This is a genomic window from Thalassotalea euphylliae (assembly GCF_003390395.1).
GTDB classification, from domain to species: Bacteria; Pseudomonadota; Gammaproteobacteria; order Enterobacterales; family Alteromonadaceae; genus Thalassotalea_F; species Thalassotalea_F euphylliae_C.
The window spans coordinates 3,232,298-3,250,348 of the sequence record NZ_QUOV01000001.1; the positions used below are offsets into that span (position 1 = coordinate 3,232,298).

An 18,051-nucleotide genomic window follows, 5' to 3' on the forward strand; every position below is an offset into this window, starting at 1 on the left:
TGAATTTAATTAAAATCAAACACAAAAAAAGGTACATAAACTATGTACCTTTTCTACTTTAACTATAGTTCTTTTAAGATATATTGAAAAACAATGAGTTAGACGTTTTTCATATCTTCAGGGCTGGTGTGACGGAATACTTTACCTTTCACGAAATACATAATGTATTCACAAATATTCTGACAGCGATCACCAATGCGCTCTAGCGCACGTGCTGACCAAATAACACTCATAATTTGTGGAATTGAACGCGGGTCTTCCATCATATACGTCATTAGTTGGCGCATTAATGCTTCGTATTCACGGTCAATTTTACTATCACGCTGGTGCACTTTCATTGCAGCATCAAAGTCCATACGAGTAAACGCATCTAACGTTTTTTGCAGCATTTTCAATACACTATTACCTAGATTCTCTAGGTTTAATAGCAAGTCACGTTGTTCTTTAGAGAAGCTTTCTTGTGCCACGTTGGCAATTTTCTCAGCTTCATCACCAATCCGCTCTAAATCAGTGATGGTTTTGATAATCGCCATAATCAAACGCAAGTCACCCGCCGCTGGTTGACGCTTAGCAATAATACGCGAGCATTCCTCATCAATGTAAACTTCAAATTCATTGATTTTGTAGTCGTTTTTTAGAACTTCTTTCGCAAGGTCTTCATCTGCCTCAATCATTGCCGTGATAGAGTCTTGTAGTTGCTTTTCAACCAAGCCCCCCATCGACATCACGTGATTGATAACCGTTTCTAAGTCTTCGTTAAATTGCCCAGAAATGTGACGGCTAATATTGATAGTATCCATAATAAACTCTTATCCACCCTTTACCTTAATTATAACGATTAACCGTAACGTCCGGTAATGTAATCTTCGGTTTGTTTCTTCGCAGGTGTTGTAAACAGCGTGTTAGTGTCGCTGTATTCAATTAAATCACCCATGTACATAAACGCTGTTTGATCAGAAACACGTGCCGCTTGTTGCATGTTGTGAGTCACGATAACAACGGTGAATTGTTTCTTAAGGTCGTTGATTAGCTCTTCAATCGTTAATGTTGAAATCGGATCAAGTGCTGACGTTGGTTCATCAAGTAGTAATACTTCTGGCTCAATCGCAATCGCACGAGCAATAACCAAACGCTGTTGCTGACCACCCGATAGGCCAAGTGCACTGTCGTGTAAACGGTCTTTAACTTCATCCCAAAGCGCCGCTGCTTTTAGTGAACGCTCAACTGCTTCATCAAGTACACGACGGTTTTTCTCACCAGTAATACGCAAACCGTAAATCACATTTTCGTAGATACTTTTCGGGAATGGGTTAGGACGTTGGAACACCATGCCTACTTTGCGGCGAAGCGCTGCAACATCGACATGCTTGCCGTAAATGTTCTCACCGTGTAAGTGAATGCCGCCTTCAATACGACACGTATCAACTAAGTCGTTCATACGGTTGATACAGCGCAATAGTGTTGATTTACCACAACCACTTGGACCGATAAATGCTGTTACCTGACCTTTTGGTATTTTCATATCAATGCCGTGAAGCGCTTGTTTGTCACCGTAGAACAAGTTCAGATTCTTAATTTCCAGTGCAGTTTGCTCTGGTGACAAGTTCGCTAAATCTAATGGTGCAGGTACATCACCGAGTGTTTTTGGGGTTACTGTAATCATAACTAATTCTTTTAACCTTTTTTACGGCGCCGCCAGTGCAGCGCTGATGAAATCTTTGTCTATTTTCAGCCGCTAGCCATACTCAGCTAGCGGTTTAATCTTTGCTGTTACCAGTACTAGTGCTCTAGTGCGCGATATTTTTCACGTAGCTTGTTACGAATATTAACCGCGGTCATATTCAAGCTAACGATAATAGTCACTAGCAGTAATGCAGTTGCATAAACTAATGGTCGCGCCGCTTCAACATTCGGGCTTTGGAAACCAACATCATAAATGTGGAAGCCAAGGTGCATAAACTTACGTTCTAAATGTAAGAACGGGAAGTTGCCATCAAGCGGTAATGTTGGTGCCATTTTTACCACACCAACCAACATCAGTGGTGCTACTTCACCGGCAGCACGGGCAATTGCCAAAATAATACCGGTCATAATTGCAGGACTCGCAATTGGCAAAATAATACGCCATAAAGTTTCTGCTTTTGTTGCGCCTAGTGCCAAGCTGCCGTGACGCATTGATGACGGAATACGTGCTAAACCTTCTTCCGTTGAAACAATCACAACAGGTAGCGTTAGAATCGCTAGTGTTAGCGCTGACCAAAGTACACCTGGCGTACCAAATGTTGGGCTAGGCAGTGTTTCTGGGTAGAACAAACGGTCTAAGTTGCCACCAACCATGTAAACAAAGAAGCCTAAGCCAAATACACCGTAAACGATTGACGGTACACCGGCTAAGTTAATTACCGCGATGCGGATAAGCTTGGTAAAGGCATTTTTCGCTGCGTACTCATGTAAGTAAATCGCGGCAATCACACCAAATGGTGCCACAATCACTGTCATTAACAGCACCATTAATACCGTACCGAAAATCGCTGGGAATACCCCGCCCTCGGTGTTAGCTTCACGAGGTTCATCAAAAATGAAACCTGCGATTTGGTCAAAGAAGGTCGCAACTTTGCCGAAAAAGCTCAACTGGTTGTTGAATGAGATCTTGATGATTTGATCAAAGTTAATCGTAACTAGCTCACCACCCATCGCGCGCATTACTACTTGGTCGCGTGATACTTGGCTGCGCAGTGCCATCAAGTCTTTTTCAAGCACTTCATATTCTTTGCGTAGCTCTGCCGCTTGTGCATCTAATTCAGCTTTAACTTCGTCAGTTAACTCGCCATCAATAATGTATTTGCGTTCTCTTAAACGCAAACGCTCAAGGTTGTAGTTAATTGCACCAATATCAACTTTTTGTAACTCGCTGATCTCTTCTTGGAACTCATTAACACGCTCTAGCAATTCATCAAGCTTTGATGCATCGGCTTCTTGACCATCAAGAATCACTTTTTCAACAAAACCATAGAAGTTACCGTTGCTACGACGCTCAACTACAGCAACGTCAGCAGGTAGGCTACGCTCAGTAATTTGCGGCGCTAAAATCCAACGGAAATCTAGGCTTACCAACTCACGGTTACCCGTTTTTACCAATAAACGTTCAATGGTGTCTTCGGTAATTTCAACACCTAAGTCAACATGCGATAACTGGCTCGCTGGAATACGCTCACGGTCGTAAACTTCACCGATCACTACTAATTGCTGACCTTTTTCATCCACCATATTGAACTGATGAATCTTCGACGGCCAAAAGTACGATAAACCGTTTGAGGCAATCAACCACAATAGGCCAACTACTGAGATTAAACTTAAGCTAACCCCACCCGCTGATAACCAAACCCAAGGGGAGCCTGTTTTAAACCAATCTTTCATTTAATCAATCCTTCCCTTACAACGAGCTGTATTTTTCTCTGAGACGTTGGCGTACAAATTCCGCCAGCGTATTGAATACGAATGTGAACACGAATAGCACGAATGCGGCTAAGAATAGAATGCGGTAGTGCGAGCTACCCACTTCTGATTCAGGCATTTCAACAGCGATATTCGCTGATAAAGTACGCATACCTTGGAAGATACTCCAATCGAGTACTGGCGTATTACCCGTTGCCATCAATACGATCATGGTTTCACCAACCGCACGACCAAGCCCCATCATAATCGCTGAGAAAATACCTGGACTTGCCGTTAATAAAACAACTTTTACCAGTGTTTGCCATGGCGTAGCACCTAGTGCTAATGAACCACTGGTTAAGTGTTTAGGTACACTGAAAATCGCATCTTCAGCCATTGAGAAAATGGTCGGAACTACGGCAAAGCCCATTGCAATACCAACAACTAACGCATTACGTTGGTCAAATGAAATACCTAAATCATTGGTAATGTATTGACGAATATCGCCACCAAAGAACAAGCTTTCCATCACTGGTGATAACGAAAATGCTAAGAAGCCCGCTAAAATCAAAATAGGAATTAAGATGATAGGAGCCCACTCTTCAGGCAGCTTCGCCTTATATTCACGTGGTAACTTGAACCAAGTGAAAGCAGTTAAAAACGTCGCTACTGGTAGGAAAATTAGCAGTAGGACAATGGCAGGTAAGTAATCTTCAATTAGTGGTGCTAACCAAAGGCCCGCTAAGAAACCAAGAATTACCGTTGGTAATGCTTCCATTAACTCGATGGTAGGTTTTACTTTTTTGCGCAATGCCGGTGGCATAAAGTAAGCGGTGTAGATTGCCGCGCTTAACGCTAACGGTACAGCAAATAACATTGCGTAAGCTGCTGCTTTCATCGTACCGAATGAAATAGGAACTAACGAGAATTTCGATTCGAAATCATCGGCACCACCAGTTGATTGCCAGATGTAATCTGGCTCAGGGTAACCTTCATACCAAACTTCTTGCCATAACGCCTTCCACGTTACTTCAGGGTGTTCATTGTGCAATGCGATTAGCGCTAAGCTACTGCCATCAGCGGCAATTAAGGCATCGGCACGTGGCGCAATCGCCAAGGCTTTTGGCATTTCTTTCGCAATGGCACCATGCCATAAGTCGGCATCACTTGTGGTGTAGAAAATACCCATTTCACCAGATGCGGTCATGGTGTAGAAACTCTTGCGGAACATCTCAGTGTAGATGCCAGCAACCGCTTCAGTTTCGCTTGCACTAAAGCGACGAATTTCTTGGAATTGACGACCTTTTTTACCCGCGACTTCAAACCACTGGCTAACTTGACCTTGGCTGTCACCAAACAGTACTGATGAACCACCAGAAAGCAACGCCATCGCAGTAATATCAACGTTTTCGGCAACAATGTTCGTTAGCTCGGCTTTAACATCTACGCTGAACTCATCGTCCATGTCGTAGACAGTAACTTGGTTACCAGAACGAACAAACGCCATCATTAAGTCAGGTGTGACCATGATGTCATCAACCTTTGTGCCGTCAAACTCAATTTCTTGATAAACAGGCTCAAATTCAGGGTCATAGTTAAAGTCATCATCTGCAACTAAGGTTGTTTTGATCAGGCGCTGATCATCAGTAAAAGCCACAAACGTTGCTTTTTCATCGTTCATCGCAAAACCAAGCTTAGTAATACCTTGTTCTTGCTCATCAATTGGCAAGGCTTCTTCACCTAACGGGTAGATAATTGAAGGCGTAATATCACGGCTATCTCTTGGGTAAATTGCCGTAAACTTTGCTGCGATTAAGCTAACTTCACCTTCGTTATCGATAATTAAGTGGCGACCGTTATCCGCTGCAATAACCTTGGCAATACCGCCAGCAAACAATTGCTCAGATAAGATTTGGCTACCTTGTGCACGAAAATCACTTTCCGACATTTGGTAGAAAGTCATATAACCTTCTGAATCTAGTTGATAAGCAACTTCTTTTAGCTCATCTAGGCCCGTTGCCAAAATGTTTCCATTGGCTTGAACACTGATTTCATTTACTGGCTCGACGTCAGCTGATTCGAAAATCGGCTTAATCACGTAAAGCAAGTACAAGAAGATTAAGATCAAAGTAAATAGCACCATGACACCTCCCAAGGAGATGAACCATTTGGCTAGCTTATTTTTCACCTGACGTATGTCAGCTGATTGAGACGCTATAGACACTCAATTTACCTACATTAAATGATGGGATTAAAAAACTGGCGAGAGTATAAGACAGAAATATGACAGTTATGTGACAAAGAGAAATTCACAAAACTGTCATAAATAGAGATACCCCTTATTTAATCAGGGGTATAGGGATTTTTGACCTTTTGGTTAATAGAGCGTATTGACGTTTCAGGGTTGTTTTTGCAGCAGCCTGTTTGGTTTTTATAGCAGGCGGAGCAGGTGCAGTGTAGTTATTCTCCATAAATCCTGCGACAACGCACTAGAAAATCCAAACAGGCGCTGCCCTGCGGGTTTATCTAAACACTCCCTGTTCATTGTTGCTCGTTTTTTATAGGGAACCCCCCTAAAGCAAATCGAGCGCCGCGATCAGAAAGCGTTTAGATTGAACAAAATTCAACCTCCAAAGGCCAACACGCTCTACTATTTTTTACGCGCTTCTCAGCTCACGGCGTAAGATTTTACCTACAGTAGACTTTGGTAACTCATCAATAAATGCGACTTTCTTCGGTACCTTGTAAGGCGTTAAGTGCTCTTTACAAAAGCCACGTACGTCTTCTTCGGTTAAGCCTGCATCAGGTTTTAGCACCACGAAGGCAGCCACTTTTTCACCCGTACCGTCGTCAGGTTCGCCAATTACCGCCGCTTCCAAAATATCATCGTGACGGCTAAGCACGTCTTCGACTTCATTCGGGTAAACATTGAAACCTGAGACAATAATCATATCTTTTAGGCGATCAACAATGCGAATGCGTCCATCTTCATCAATAACACCAACATCGCCGGTTTTAAAATAGCCATTAATAATAGATTTAGCCGTTGCTTCTTCTTGCTGCCAGTACCCTGACATCACTTGTGGGCCTTTGGCGACAATTTCACCCTCTTGGCCTTGTGCTACAGCTTGGTTGTTTTCATCCCAAATCTGTAGATCTGTATCGACAAGCGGGAAGCCAATCGTACCTAAGCGCTCATTACCCGGTTGGTTAAAGCAAAGTACCGGCGAGGTTTCTGATAAGCCGTAACCTTCAGAAATCGTACAGCCGGTAACTTTTAGCCAAATATCCGCAGCACTGTGGGTTAGCGCCGTACCGCCTGAAATCGTCATACGTAGCGAGCTGAAATCTAATTTCACAAAATCTGGATGCTGGCACAAACCAACAAACAAGGTGTTGATACCAGTAAAGTGGGTAAAGCGATATGCCGATAAGGTTTTGACAAAGGCATCAATATCACGAGGATTTGGAATGAGTACATTGTGGGCGCCATGAGCAGCAGCCAAGATCAAGTTCACTAAGAAGGCATAAATATGGTAAAGCGGCAGTGGGCAAATATAGACATCTTCGCCATCGACACATTTAGGCTTAAAGCGCTGGAATGATTGTTCAGCATTTGCCAGCAAGTTAATTTGAGACAGCATTGCCCCTTTCGATAAACCTGTTGTCCCGCCTGTATATTGCAGTACAGCCAAGTCGCTTAGCTCGCCAGCGACAGGCGTTAAGCTTTCAACCTTGGCGCCCTGCTCAAGACAATCTAAAAGAGAAAGGTATTCACCTTGGTAGCGTTTATCAGGCATTAAAAAGTCGGTTGCCTGTGTGACAATCACCTGCTCAATGTCCGTATTGTCGATAATTTGAGTAAGGTTAGGTAACAAATCCGCCAAAATAACAATCGCTTTGGCACCAGAATCTTTAAACTGATGCTGCATTTCACGTGGCGTGTAGAGCGGGTTAGTGTTAACTAACACAACACCAGCAAGCAAGGCACCGTATGCAACAACAGGAAATTGGATCAGATTAGGAAGCTGCACCGCAATACGGTCGCCAGCTTTAATATTGGTATGCTGTTGTAAGTATTTACTGAAATTTAATGCCTGCTCGTAAGTTTGTGCGAAAGAAAATGTTTGGCCTAAACAACTAAATGCGGGCTTGTCGGCAAACTTTGTACAGCTTTCTGTAATAAGTTCAGCCAGTGACGAAAGACCATGAAGATCAATATTATTTTCATTTTTTGTCATTTTGTTATTCCCTGTATTTACATCAAATCGGTCAGTCAATGATGCAACAATTTCTATGATGCTGAGATCATACCCCGTGAACTGTTTGGTAAGAATGATCAACATGTAACCCATTGTTGAAACATTCAACAATAGAATGTGCATTCCCTCTCGCCTAATGTCAACAATGGTAATTTTATCAATCACTTTTGCGAACAATCAGTTACATAACTGAAAACAAGACTTAGCACCTAGCCTAACTCTTGTCGGCACTGGCTAGCCAAGTCACTTAAACAAATGATTTAAATAGGCGTTTTAGCTAGGCTATCTAATACATGTAAGACAATAGTTCAGCAAAAGAGTGTTTAAACACCTACTTGAAATAGCACGCTGGCAAGTACGTAAACAAACTTAAAACTGTTCTATAACGTGTTAAGTCAGTGCACAGTACTACGACGCGTTAAGCTTCTATTGCTTATTTAATTGGCTATTTGTTTAGCTATTTATTTGACTATTTATTTCATTATTTATTTGAATTGGAAACTCGCATCTTACCTAGCCTTGGGTATAAAATATTGGTCATTCAAACATTCATTTATTAAGAAGGTTTTTCATGGCATTGCCAGATAAATTTATTTACTCGATGCACCGTGTCTCAAAAGTGGTGCCACCTAAGCGCACTATATTAAAAGACATTTCATTATCGTTTTTCCCTGGCGCAAAAATTGGTGTGTTAGGTTTAAACGGTGCTGGTAAGTCAACATTACTTCGCATTATGGCGGGCGTTGACAAGGAATTTGAAGGTGAAGCGCACGCATTAGCTGGCACCAATATTGGCTACTTGCCGCAAGAACCTGAACTTGACGAAAACAAGACTGTTCGCGAAGTGGTCGAAGAAGGTGTTTCTATTGTAAAAGATGCCATGGCACGCCTTGATCAAGTTTACGCAGCCTACGCTGAACCTGACGCAGACTTCGACGCATTAGCTAAAGAGCAAGGTGAATTAGAGGCTATTTTAGCCAGCGCTGATGGTCACAACTTAGACAACCAACTTGAACGTGCCGCAGATGCCCTTCGCCTACCTGATTGGGACCAAAAAGTTGGCGTATTAAGTGGTGGTGAGCGCCGCCGTGTTGCACTTTGTCGTTTATTACTGCAAAAACCAGACATGTTGTTACTCGACGAACCGACTAACCACTTGGATGCAGAATCGGTTGCTTGGTTAGAGCGCTTCTTACACGACTACACAGGTACTGTTGTGGCTATAACGCATGACCGTTACTTCCTTGATAACGTTGCTGGATGGATTCTAGAGCTTGACCGTGGTGAAGGTATTCCATGGGAAGGTAACTACTCTTCATGGCTAGAGCAAAAAGAAAAACGCTTAGAAATTGAAGCTAAATCTGAAAGTGCTCGCCAAAAAACCATCAAGCAAGAGCTTGAATGGGTGCGTCAAAGCCCGAAAGCACGTCAATCAAAGAACAAAGCCCGTATGGCACGTTTTGAAGAGCTGAACAGTCAAGATCATCAAAAACGTAACGAAACCAACGAGCTATACATTCCACCTGGACCGCGTTTAGGTGACAAAGTACTAGAAGTTAATAACCTAACCAAATCATTTGGCGACCGCGTACTGATTGACGATTTAAGCTTCTCAATTCCTAAAGGGGCGATTGTTGGTATTATCGGTGCTAACGGTGCAGGTAAATCTACACTATTCAAAATGTTGTCAAATACTGAGCAACCAGACTCAGGTACCGTCGAATTAGGCGACACGGTAAAACTGGCCAGTGTTGACCAATTCCGTGACGACATGGATGGCAAAAATACGGTTTATCAAGAAATTTCTGAAGGCCACGACATTATTGAAATTGGCACATACGAAATTAACGCCCGCGCCTATTGTTCACGCTTCAATTTCAAAGGTAATGACCAACAGAAATTCATTGGTGACTTATCAGGTGGTGAGCGCAACCGTGTACATTTAGCTAAGCTAGTGAAAACTGGCGGTAACTTATTACTACTGGATGAGCCTACCAATGACCTTGATGTTGAAACCTTGCGTGCACTTGAGGAAGCTTTATTAGAATTCCCAGGTTGTGCCATGGTAATTTCCCATGACCGTTGGTTCCTTGACCGTATTGCTACCCATATCATTGATTATCGTGACGAGGGTCAAGTTAACTTCTTCGAGGGCAACTTTACCGATTACGATGCATGGCTGAAAAAAACGCTTGGACCTGATGCAAATCAACCACATCGCATTAAATACAAAAAAATCAGTTAATTGATAAATTATTAAGGCACCTAAGGGTGCCTTTTTTAGTTACAAAGGCTATGCTAAAGCTAAAATCGGTAACAAAATTTAAGTAATGGAAAATCGACGTCAATTCACCCGTATTCTGTTTTCTATCAAAGCGACCTTGTATGTTGAGGAGCAATTAGAAGAACAAGCATTTCCTGTTTCTATTCACGACATTTCCCTTAACGGCGCGTTAGTCACAAACCCAAAATGTAACACACCATTGCAAGGTAAATTAGGTCGATTAGTGTTTAAGTTAGGCGACAGTGATGCCTTAGTGGAAATGCATATTGGCGTGGTACACCAAGAGGCCGATACCATGGGGCTGCAGTGCAACGCCATTGATATTGACAGTGTCACGCACCTACGTCGATTGGTAGAACTTAACTTAGGTGACCAATCTCAGTTAGAAAAAGAACTTTCCCAACTTTCCAAAAGCCAATAGCAGTGATAAAAATCACACCATATTCAACCAACAATTGGCGCCTTTAAGCAACTCATTCAGCGAGGAAATCATGGACCATTTAGTTATAAGTTTAGTTGGTAAAGACCAACCAGGTATTGTTGATAAGCTATCAGCCATTATTCAGCAGCACCAAGGTAATTGGCAAAACAGTAGCTTGCACCACTTGACTGGTACATTTGCCGGTGTTATTGAAGTGTCAGCAAGCGCTAATGATATTCAAGCACTCGATAGCGCATTAAAACAGTTGCCTGATTTGCAAGTGCAAACTCAAATCACCTCACCAGCAGATAGCGATGAGCAGGCCGCAATCACGTTAGAATTAACGGCCAATGACCGCCAAGGTATCGTACAAGACATTGCTTCTGTGATTCATCATCAAGGTGGCAACTTGATCAAATTAGTCAGCAAACAAGGGGCGGCGCCACATACTGGCCAAACCATGTTTAACGCCAAGGCGAAAATTCAAGTGAATCAAACTCAGTTAGACGAGCTTATCTGTGCACTTGAAAACCTAGCGGATGATTTAATGGTAGATATTAGCCAATAGTATTCTGGCGCGAGATTCTATCGCTAGTTTCAAGCGCTAGTACTTTGACGTAGCATTATGGCAGTAACATTTGGGCAATAAGCAGCACCACCTACTCGGCTTTTCCTACTGGGCTTCGCTGAATTAAAATGGGCAAATTGACCTGCCACCTCAGGCGAGTAACGGAAAATACATGACAATTTAATGACAGGTGTCGCTTGATTGTCACAATTTTCAGATAACTTATCGGTATTAATGGAAATAAGCAGTATAAGTAGTAAATGAACGACTCACGCATCTATTTTGATAAAGAACTCAGTTGGCTTTCGTTTAACGAACGAGTATTACAAGAAGCCGCAGACCCCAATGTCCCTTTAATTGAACGAATCCGTTTTCTTGGCATTTACTCATCTAATCTTGATGAATTTTTTCGCGTACGAGTTGCCAATATCCGACGCAAACTGATTGTTACCCAAGCCACAACGACCGACAGTTCGAGCCAGCTCAATGAAGACCAAGCCTTACTTGATGAAATTATCGTTAAAGTAAAACAGCTTACGGATAAATTCCAGCCAATTGCGGCCGAAGCATTTGAACAATTGCAAAACCACAATATTGAGTTGTTGTTTAACGATGAAAAATCAAAAATATTCAAAAAGCAGCTCTCTAAAAACCAAAAAACTTGGCTAAAAACCTTCTTTGAACACCAAGTTGTTCGTCATATTACCCCTATTATTATTTCGTCGAATACACATTTAGTTAACTGCTTGGATGATGATGGCATTTATCTTTTGGTTGCTCTGAAACAAGGGAGTAACTTGCAATATGCACTGATTGAGATCCCTCGTGAAGAGGTCAGCCGATTTATCATATTGCCCAAAGAAGACGACGAAAGCATGCAACGCGTGGTAATGCTTGATGATATCGTGCATTACTTTTTAGACGATATCTTTAACGGTATTTTCGAATACGAAGACATGGACGCTTATTCCGTTAAGTTAACCCGCGATGCGGAATATGACTTAAATGACGAGCTTGATCAAAGCTTGCTAGACAAAATGTCAAAGGGCTTAAAACAAAGGCTAAACGCAGCACCTGCTCGTTTGGGCTTTGACCGACATATGCCGGAATACATGGTTAAGTTTCTGCGCAAAGCACTGAAAATTAAAGATGAAAACAACCTAGTACCCGGTGTACGTTATCGCCATTTTAAAGACTTTATCGGCTTTCCTAACTTGGGTGATGAAACGCTCGAAAAGCAAGAGATAACGGCATTAGACTCTGAGCGTTTCTCAGCTTTCAATAATGTGTTTGATGCCATCAGCCATCAAGATGTACTGGTGTATTACCCTTACTATAAGTTTAGGCACTTTACGGAATTTGTGCGCCAAGCATCTTACGACCCTTCGGTCAGGCACATTAAAATTAATATCTATCGCGTTGCCAAAAACTCTGAAATTTTAAACTCGCTGATGGAAGCGGTGAAAAACGGCAAACAAGTGACAGTGGTTGTTGAGCTGCGCGCCCGTTTTGATGAAGAAGCCAATATCGAGTGGGCGATGCGAATGAAGGATGCGGGCATTCACGTTGAATTCGGTATCGAGTCACTCAAAGTGCACGCCAAGCTTTGTATCGTGTCCAGAGTAGAAAACGAACGCCTTGTTCGCTACGCTCATATTGGCACAGGCAATTTTCACGAGAAAAACGCGCGTATTTATACCGACTACTCGTTGTTTACCAAACACAAAGAGATCACCCAAGAAGTAGACAATGTTTTCTCTTTTATTGCCCACAGTTATAAGCGTTTTCGCTTTAATCACTTGATAGTGTCACCACTAACATCACGTCGTCGCTTTTATCAGCTTATCGACAATGAGATTGCCCAAGCCGAACAAGGCCATAAAGCGCAAATTACGATCAAGATTAATAACCTTGTCGATAAAGGGTTGATAGACCGCTTATACCGCGCCAGTAGCGCAGGCGTAAAAGTTCGTATGATAGTGCGCGGTATGTGTACGCTAATTCCGCAAAAGGCGGGTGTGAGTGACAATATCGAAGTGATTTCCATTGTCGATCAGTTTTTAGAGCATCCACGGGTATTAATGTTCCACAACAATGGCGAGAACAACCTGTTTATCAGCTCAGGTGATTGGATGGAGCGCAATATCGATCAACGTGTGGAAGTCGGCTGCCCAGTCTATGATGAAACCTTAAAGCAACGCATTATTGATATGCTAGAACTTCAGCTTAGTGATAACCAAAAAGCGCGCATCATTAACCAAGCACAAGACAATCAATACGTGAAACAAGGTAAACGTGAAGCCGTCCGTTCACAAATGGCAATATATGATTACTTGCAAGCACAAGAACGCCTTGATAAAAAGGCGCTGAAAAATTTGGAGTAGCCTGAATGACCATAGCAAATGACAAACAATTAGCGTCTGATATTAATGCCCAAAGTATCAACAGTGCCAACAATGATAATTATCATATCGGCGCATTAGATATTGGCTCCAATAGCTTTCATTTTGTCTTTGCTCGCGTCGTTAATGACAACTTGCAAATTTTGCACTCAGAAAAGTATCGCGTGCGTTTGGCACAAGGGCTTGACCACGATGGCATTCTTGATCAGGCGGCAATAGAGCGCGGCGTCAAAGCACTAAGCGATTTGGCACCGTTAACTGAAAAACTGTCACCAGAAAACTTTCGGGTTGTTGCCACGTTTACCCTGCGACAAGCGCGCAATGCTCAGGCTTTTCTAGATGCTGCCGCACAAGTGTTTCCGTTCGACATTGAGGTCATCTCTGGCCATGAAGAGGCGCGTTTAATTTATCAAGGCGTTGCTCATTACCTACCGCCAGCAACCCAGCGTTTAATCATCGATATCGGTGGTGGCAGCACGGAATGTGTGATTGGCAAAGATTTACAAACGTCACAGCTCACCAGCCTGAACATTGGCTGTGTCAGCTTTTCACGCTTTTACTTTGCCAATGGCGAGATTACTGAACAAGCCTTTGCCAGAGCCATTTTGCACGCCAAACAGGAAATTGAATCTCACGTCAGCCGTTTTAAAAATGCTGGCTGGCAAGAAGTGATTGGCACTTCCGGCACGCTAAAGACTATTTTTCAGCAACTCAACCTTAGTCGCGGCAATATCCAAGCCTTTAATTTAGCAGAGTTACACAGCTTTAAAGATCAGTTAATCGCTTTTGGTCACGCCGACAACATACAACTGCCCAGCCTTAAAGAAAGCCGTCGCCATATTATTGCTCCAGGTGTTGCAATTCTAATTGGCATTGCCGAATTGCTCGCGATAGACAGCATTGATTACTGTGATTATTCATTGCGAGAAGGGGTAATGTCTGAACAACTTGAAGCCATTCAGTTTGACGATATTCGCGATCGCACTATTAATAGCCTTTCTACTCGCTTTAATATTGATCAGCAACAAGTCGAGAAAGTACAACAGCTTGCAACCCGCATATATCAAGCAACCCGTCGATTGTGGCAACTGGACAAGAAAACCTATCAGCAGCTACTGAATTGGGCGATTTGGGTGCATGAAATCGGCTACGACATCAACCCATCCGCTTACCATAAACACAGCCGCTACATCTTGCTAAACGCCGACTTACCGGGCTTCAACCTTGAACAACAGCAAGCACTTGCGTGGTTAGTGGGAAATCAACGTAAAAAAATACAATTTGAAGACAACCAGTTATGGTACCTGCTTGATGAGCTTCGCCTAGCCAAGTTGCTCGCTATTTTGCGTCTATCCATTTTACTCAGCCAACAGCGCCAGCTAACAGAGCACGCTGACATACAAATAAGTGCCGAAAAAGACACCTTAAACTTACATTTTCCCGCAAACTGGCTAAACGAAAAACCACTTGTTGAGGCTGATTTAACCCAAGAGCGCAAACAGCTTAGCCTAGTTGGTATTACCGTCAACTTTCATTAGCTCGTATCCTTGCAATATAACTATTGCTGTATAGCAATAGTTATTTGCTTATTGGTACCATTATCAGCCATATAAAAACACTTTATGATAGTTTCCACTATTAGACTGATGTTATTACTGAGGCAAAAATGAAAAAAGTTCTAATTCCATTAACAAACCACGCGACACTTGGCGAAACCGATCAAGTAAACGGCACCTACGCGCCAGAATTAACTCATGTTGTTGATGTGTTAAACGCCGCAGGTATTGCTTATCAACTTGCCTCTATCAAAGGCGGCGCAGTTCCCGTTTATGGTACTGATATCGAAGACGATAACATTAATACAAAGGTACTTTCACAACCCGCTTTTCAAGCGCAGTTAGCTGATACAACACCTGTTTCAGAGATTAATATCGACGAATTTGATGCAGTTTTCTACCCAGGTGGTTTTGGCTTACTATCTGATCTAGCAGAAAACCGTGAGTTTGGTGCACTAGCAGCCAAGCATTATGAAAAAGGTGGTGTTATTGCCGCAGTATGCCATGGCCCAGCATGTTTACTGCCGATTGAACTTTCATCAGGTAACAAGCTGTTATCAACAGTTGCGGTAACTGGCTTCACCCGCGAGGAAGAAATTGATTACAACACAATTAATGATATTCCGTTTTTGTTAGAAGAGTCGTTAGCACGAAATGCTGCACAATACCGTAAAGTTCAGCCATGGGGTGAATTCATTGTTGAGGACAAGCGAGTTATCACAGGCCAAAACCCGGCAAGTGCTCATGCTGTGGGTAATGCGCTAGTCAATCACTTAAAAGGCTAGCCACTTAAAAAGCTATTCGCTTAAAAGTGATAGTCGATTAGCTGGCTCAAACTCAGTGATTTTCTACAGGCGGCATAGCTATTGTCGCCTGTAATACCACTCAGGTACTAATGACTCTTTGTTTACTAACCTATCTCTTTAGCAATCTTTCCCTATACCAGCCTCAACCCGAACCAATCTCAGCCCTAACCAACCTATTCTTGCCAGTTTTCAAAATATGTAACTAAATGGTCAATAGCGGCGCGTGCCCTGCTAGGTAAATAGCGGCGATCTTGATAAACAATTGAGCTACTAATATCGGTATTCCAGAAAGGCTCTAGTATAGGAACAACAGCTTTTTCCGCGAGTAATTGAGTAAAGTTACTTTTGGGTAAATAGGCAATGCCATGCCCTGCTTGGCAAGCATTCATCACTGCGTTGGCATTATTACAAACAAATCGCCCAGTCACTTTAGTCACAACTTCTTGCCCATCTTGCATAAACCGCCAATGGTCATTGTTACTGATGATGCATTGGTGTGGTTTTAGCTCATCAATCGATTGCGGCTCACCAAACTGCGCTAGATATTCTGGACTCGCTGCTGCCATCATGGAACGGTTAACCAACTTCCTCGCAATTAACCCAGAATCCTTTAACTGCCCATAACGTATCGCGAAATCAAAACCATCTTCGACAAAGTTCACCATGCGGCTGTTAAAGTCGATCTCTAACCTAAGCGCAGGGTGTTTATTGATAAAAGCTAATAATGCTGGCACCACATACATTTCAGCAAAGGTACCCGCAACACTAACGCGTAATGTGCCACTCAGTTCTACTTGCTGGCTACTTACTGCTTCATTGGCTTGTTGCAAGCCGAGCACTAAGTCTTTGCATTGCTGGTAATAGGCTTCACCCGCCCGTGTTAAACTTACCATGCGGGTGTTACGCGCCAATAAGGCACAGCCTAGCCTTGCTTCTAAACGATTGACCTGACGGCTAACATGGCTGGTACTGCACGCTAAATGCTTTGCCGCCGCGGTAAAGCCTTGCTTTTCAGCGACAGTAACAAATTCAATAACACCTTCAAAGCTTTCCATTACGTGCTCTAATCTAGTTCGGATAGTTACCGATTATGTTACCAGCTTTGCGCTAATGACTAAAAAACTGACTTGCAGAAGTGCTATATGTATGAAGTAATGGGCACAAAAAAGGCCAGCAATGCTGGCCTTTCGAAACTTATTCGCTAAGTGATTAGCGAATAAGCTAAGTCAGATTAAAGCGTAATACCTAACTTTTTGAATTCTTTTGCTACAACTTTAGCTGGCAATGGAATGTAACCGTCTTTTTCTACAATCTTTTGACCAGACTTAGACAATACCATTTTTAAGAACTCAGTTGTCATTGGATCTAATGGCTTGTTCGGGTGCTTGTTCACGTATACGTATAAGTAACGAGAAAGCGGGTACTTACCAGAAACAGCGTTGTTCATCGAAGCTTCAACAAAGTTGTCGCCTTTCTTAGCTAGTGGTAATGCGCGAACACCTGAAGTTTTGTAACCAATACCTGAGTAACCGATACCGTTAAGTGATGCCGATACTGATTGCACAACAGATGCAGAACCAGGTTGCTCGTTTACCGTATTTTTGAAGTCGCCTTTACAAAGTGCTTTCTTCTTGAAGTAACCGTATGTACCAGATACAGAGTTACGGCCATATAATTGGATGTCTTTACCAGTCCACTCGCCGCTTAGGCCTAAATCACCCCAACGATCTGCATCTTCTGCAGCGCCACACTTGCGGTTGCTAGAGAAAATGGCATCAACTTGGTCGATACGTAAACCTTCGATTGGGTTATCTTTGTGAACAAATACTGCTAACGCATCAATTGCAACGCGAACCGCTGTTGGCTTGTAGCCGTAACGCTTTTCGAACGATTCAATTTCACGAGATTTCATCTTACGGCTCATTGGGCCTAAGTTTGAAGTAGCTTCTGTTAATGCCGGTGGCGCAGTAGAAGAACCCGCCGCTTGAATTTGTACATTAACATTTGGGTAAGTGCGCTTAAATTCTTCTGCCCAGAACGTCATCATGTTAGCTAGAGTATCTGAACCAACAGATGATAAGTTACCAGAGATACCACTAACCTTGTTGTACTCAGGTAAGTCTTTGTCGATAGCAAGGGCTGAAAAGTTAACTAAGCTTGCTAAACCAATTGCGCTTAATGCACGTTTGAAACTCATAATATTCTCCAATGAGCGTTTGTAATAATTAGCACCAAATTTGCACTTTCACGTAAATGCATAACTTGGTCATATGTAAGATTTGTGAACACTATATAAATCAATTATGACAATTATATT

The 18,051-nt window shown here is 42.6% G+C and carries 13 protein-coding genes; 6 read left to right on the top strand and 7 right to left on the bottom strand.

Annotated features, from left to right (window positions below; translation table 11 throughout):
• Positions 1–98 precede the first annotated feature (98 nt).
• The 5 genes from phoU to DXX92_RS14390 form a co-directional block, all read right to left on the bottom strand.
• Entirely contained in the window at positions 99–800 is a 702-nt protein-coding gene (phoU, locus tag DXX92_RS14370; RefSeq protein WP_116001066.1) for a phosphate signaling complex protein PhoU, read from the bottom strand.
• A 38-nt stretch (positions 801–838) separates the two neighbouring features.
• Complete coding sequence (pstB, locus tag DXX92_RS14375; protein WP_116001067.1) at positions 839–1,663, bottom strand: phosphate ABC transporter ATP-binding protein PstB; 825 nt, start codon at positions 1,661–1,663, stop codon at positions 839–841.
• Between the two features lie 116 nt (positions 1,664–1,779).
• Entirely contained in the window at positions 1,780–3,417 is a 1,638-nt protein-coding gene (pstA, locus tag DXX92_RS14380; RefSeq protein ID WP_116001068.1) for a phosphate ABC transporter permease PstA, read from the bottom strand.
• A 16-nt stretch (positions 3,418–3,433) separates the two neighbouring features.
• Positions 3,434–5,578 carry an ABC transporter permease subunit gene (locus DXX92_RS14385; protein ID WP_116001069.1) on the bottom strand — a complete coding sequence of 715 codons (2,145 nt, stop codon included), beginning with the start codon at positions 5,576–5,578 and terminating at the stop codon, positions 3,434–3,436.
• A 514-nt stretch (positions 5,579–6,092) separates the two neighbouring features.
• Positions 6,093–7,676, bottom strand: a complete 1,584-nt coding sequence (locus tag DXX92_RS14390) for an AMP-binding protein (RefSeq protein WP_116002453.1) — start codon at positions 7,674–7,676, stop codon at positions 6,093–6,095.
• A gap of 592 nt (positions 7,677–8,268) precedes the next feature.
• Here DXX92_RS14390 and ettA point away from each other — a divergent pair.
• The 6 genes from ettA (at position 8,269) to DXX92_RS14420 (ending at position 15,713) form a co-directional block, all read left to right on the top strand.
• Positions 8,269–9,942 carry an energy-dependent translational throttle protein EttA gene (ettA, locus tag DXX92_RS14395; protein WP_116001070.1) on the top strand — a complete coding sequence of 558 codons (1,674 nt, stop codon included), beginning with the start codon at positions 8,269–8,271 and terminating at the stop codon, positions 9,940–9,942.
• An 85-nt stretch (positions 9,943–10,027) separates the two neighbouring features.
• Entirely contained in the window at positions 10,028–10,402 is a 375-nt protein-coding gene (locus DXX92_RS14400) for a PilZ domain-containing protein (protein WP_116001071.1), read from the top strand.
• 70 nt (positions 10,403–10,472) lie between these two features.
• Positions 10,473–10,970, top strand: coding sequence for a glycine cleavage system protein R (locus DXX92_RS14405; RefSeq protein ID WP_116001072.1), 498 nt, complete (start codon positions 10,473–10,475; stop codon positions 10,968–10,970).
• 260 nt (positions 10,971–11,230) lie between these two features.
• Positions 11,231–13,354 (top strand): polyphosphate kinase 1, encoded by a 2,124-nt coding sequence (gene ppk1, locus DXX92_RS14410; protein WP_116001073.1) that lies wholly within the window; start codon positions 11,231–11,233, stop codon positions 13,352–13,354.
• Positions 13,355–13,359: 5 nt separating this feature from the next.
• Complete coding sequence (locus DXX92_RS14415; RefSeq protein ID WP_116001074.1) at positions 13,360–14,910, top strand: Ppx/GppA phosphatase family protein; 1,551 nt, start codon at positions 13,360–13,362, stop codon at positions 14,908–14,910.
• 128 nt (positions 14,911–15,038) lie between these two features.
• The gene (locus DXX92_RS14420) at positions 15,039–15,713 is read left to right on the top strand and encodes a type 1 glutamine amidotransferase domain-containing protein (protein ID WP_116001075.1); all 675 of its coding nucleotides are present in this window, start codon (positions 15,039–15,041) and stop codon (positions 15,711–15,713) included.
• Between the two features lie 194 nt (positions 15,714–15,907).
• Here DXX92_RS14420 and DXX92_RS14425 read toward each other — a convergent pair whose 3' ends face one another.
• Complete coding sequence (locus tag DXX92_RS14425; protein WP_116001076.1) at positions 15,908–16,789, bottom strand: LysR family transcriptional regulator; 882 nt, start codon at positions 16,787–16,789, stop codon at positions 15,908–15,910.
• A 176-nt stretch (positions 16,790–16,965) separates the two neighbouring features.
• On the bottom strand, positions 16,966–17,931 hold the full coding sequence (locus DXX92_RS14430) for a PstS family phosphate ABC transporter substrate-binding protein (protein ID WP_116001077.1): 966 nt from the start codon (positions 17,929–17,931) through the stop codon (positions 16,966–16,968).
• Positions 17,932–18,051: the final 120 nt, after the last annotated feature.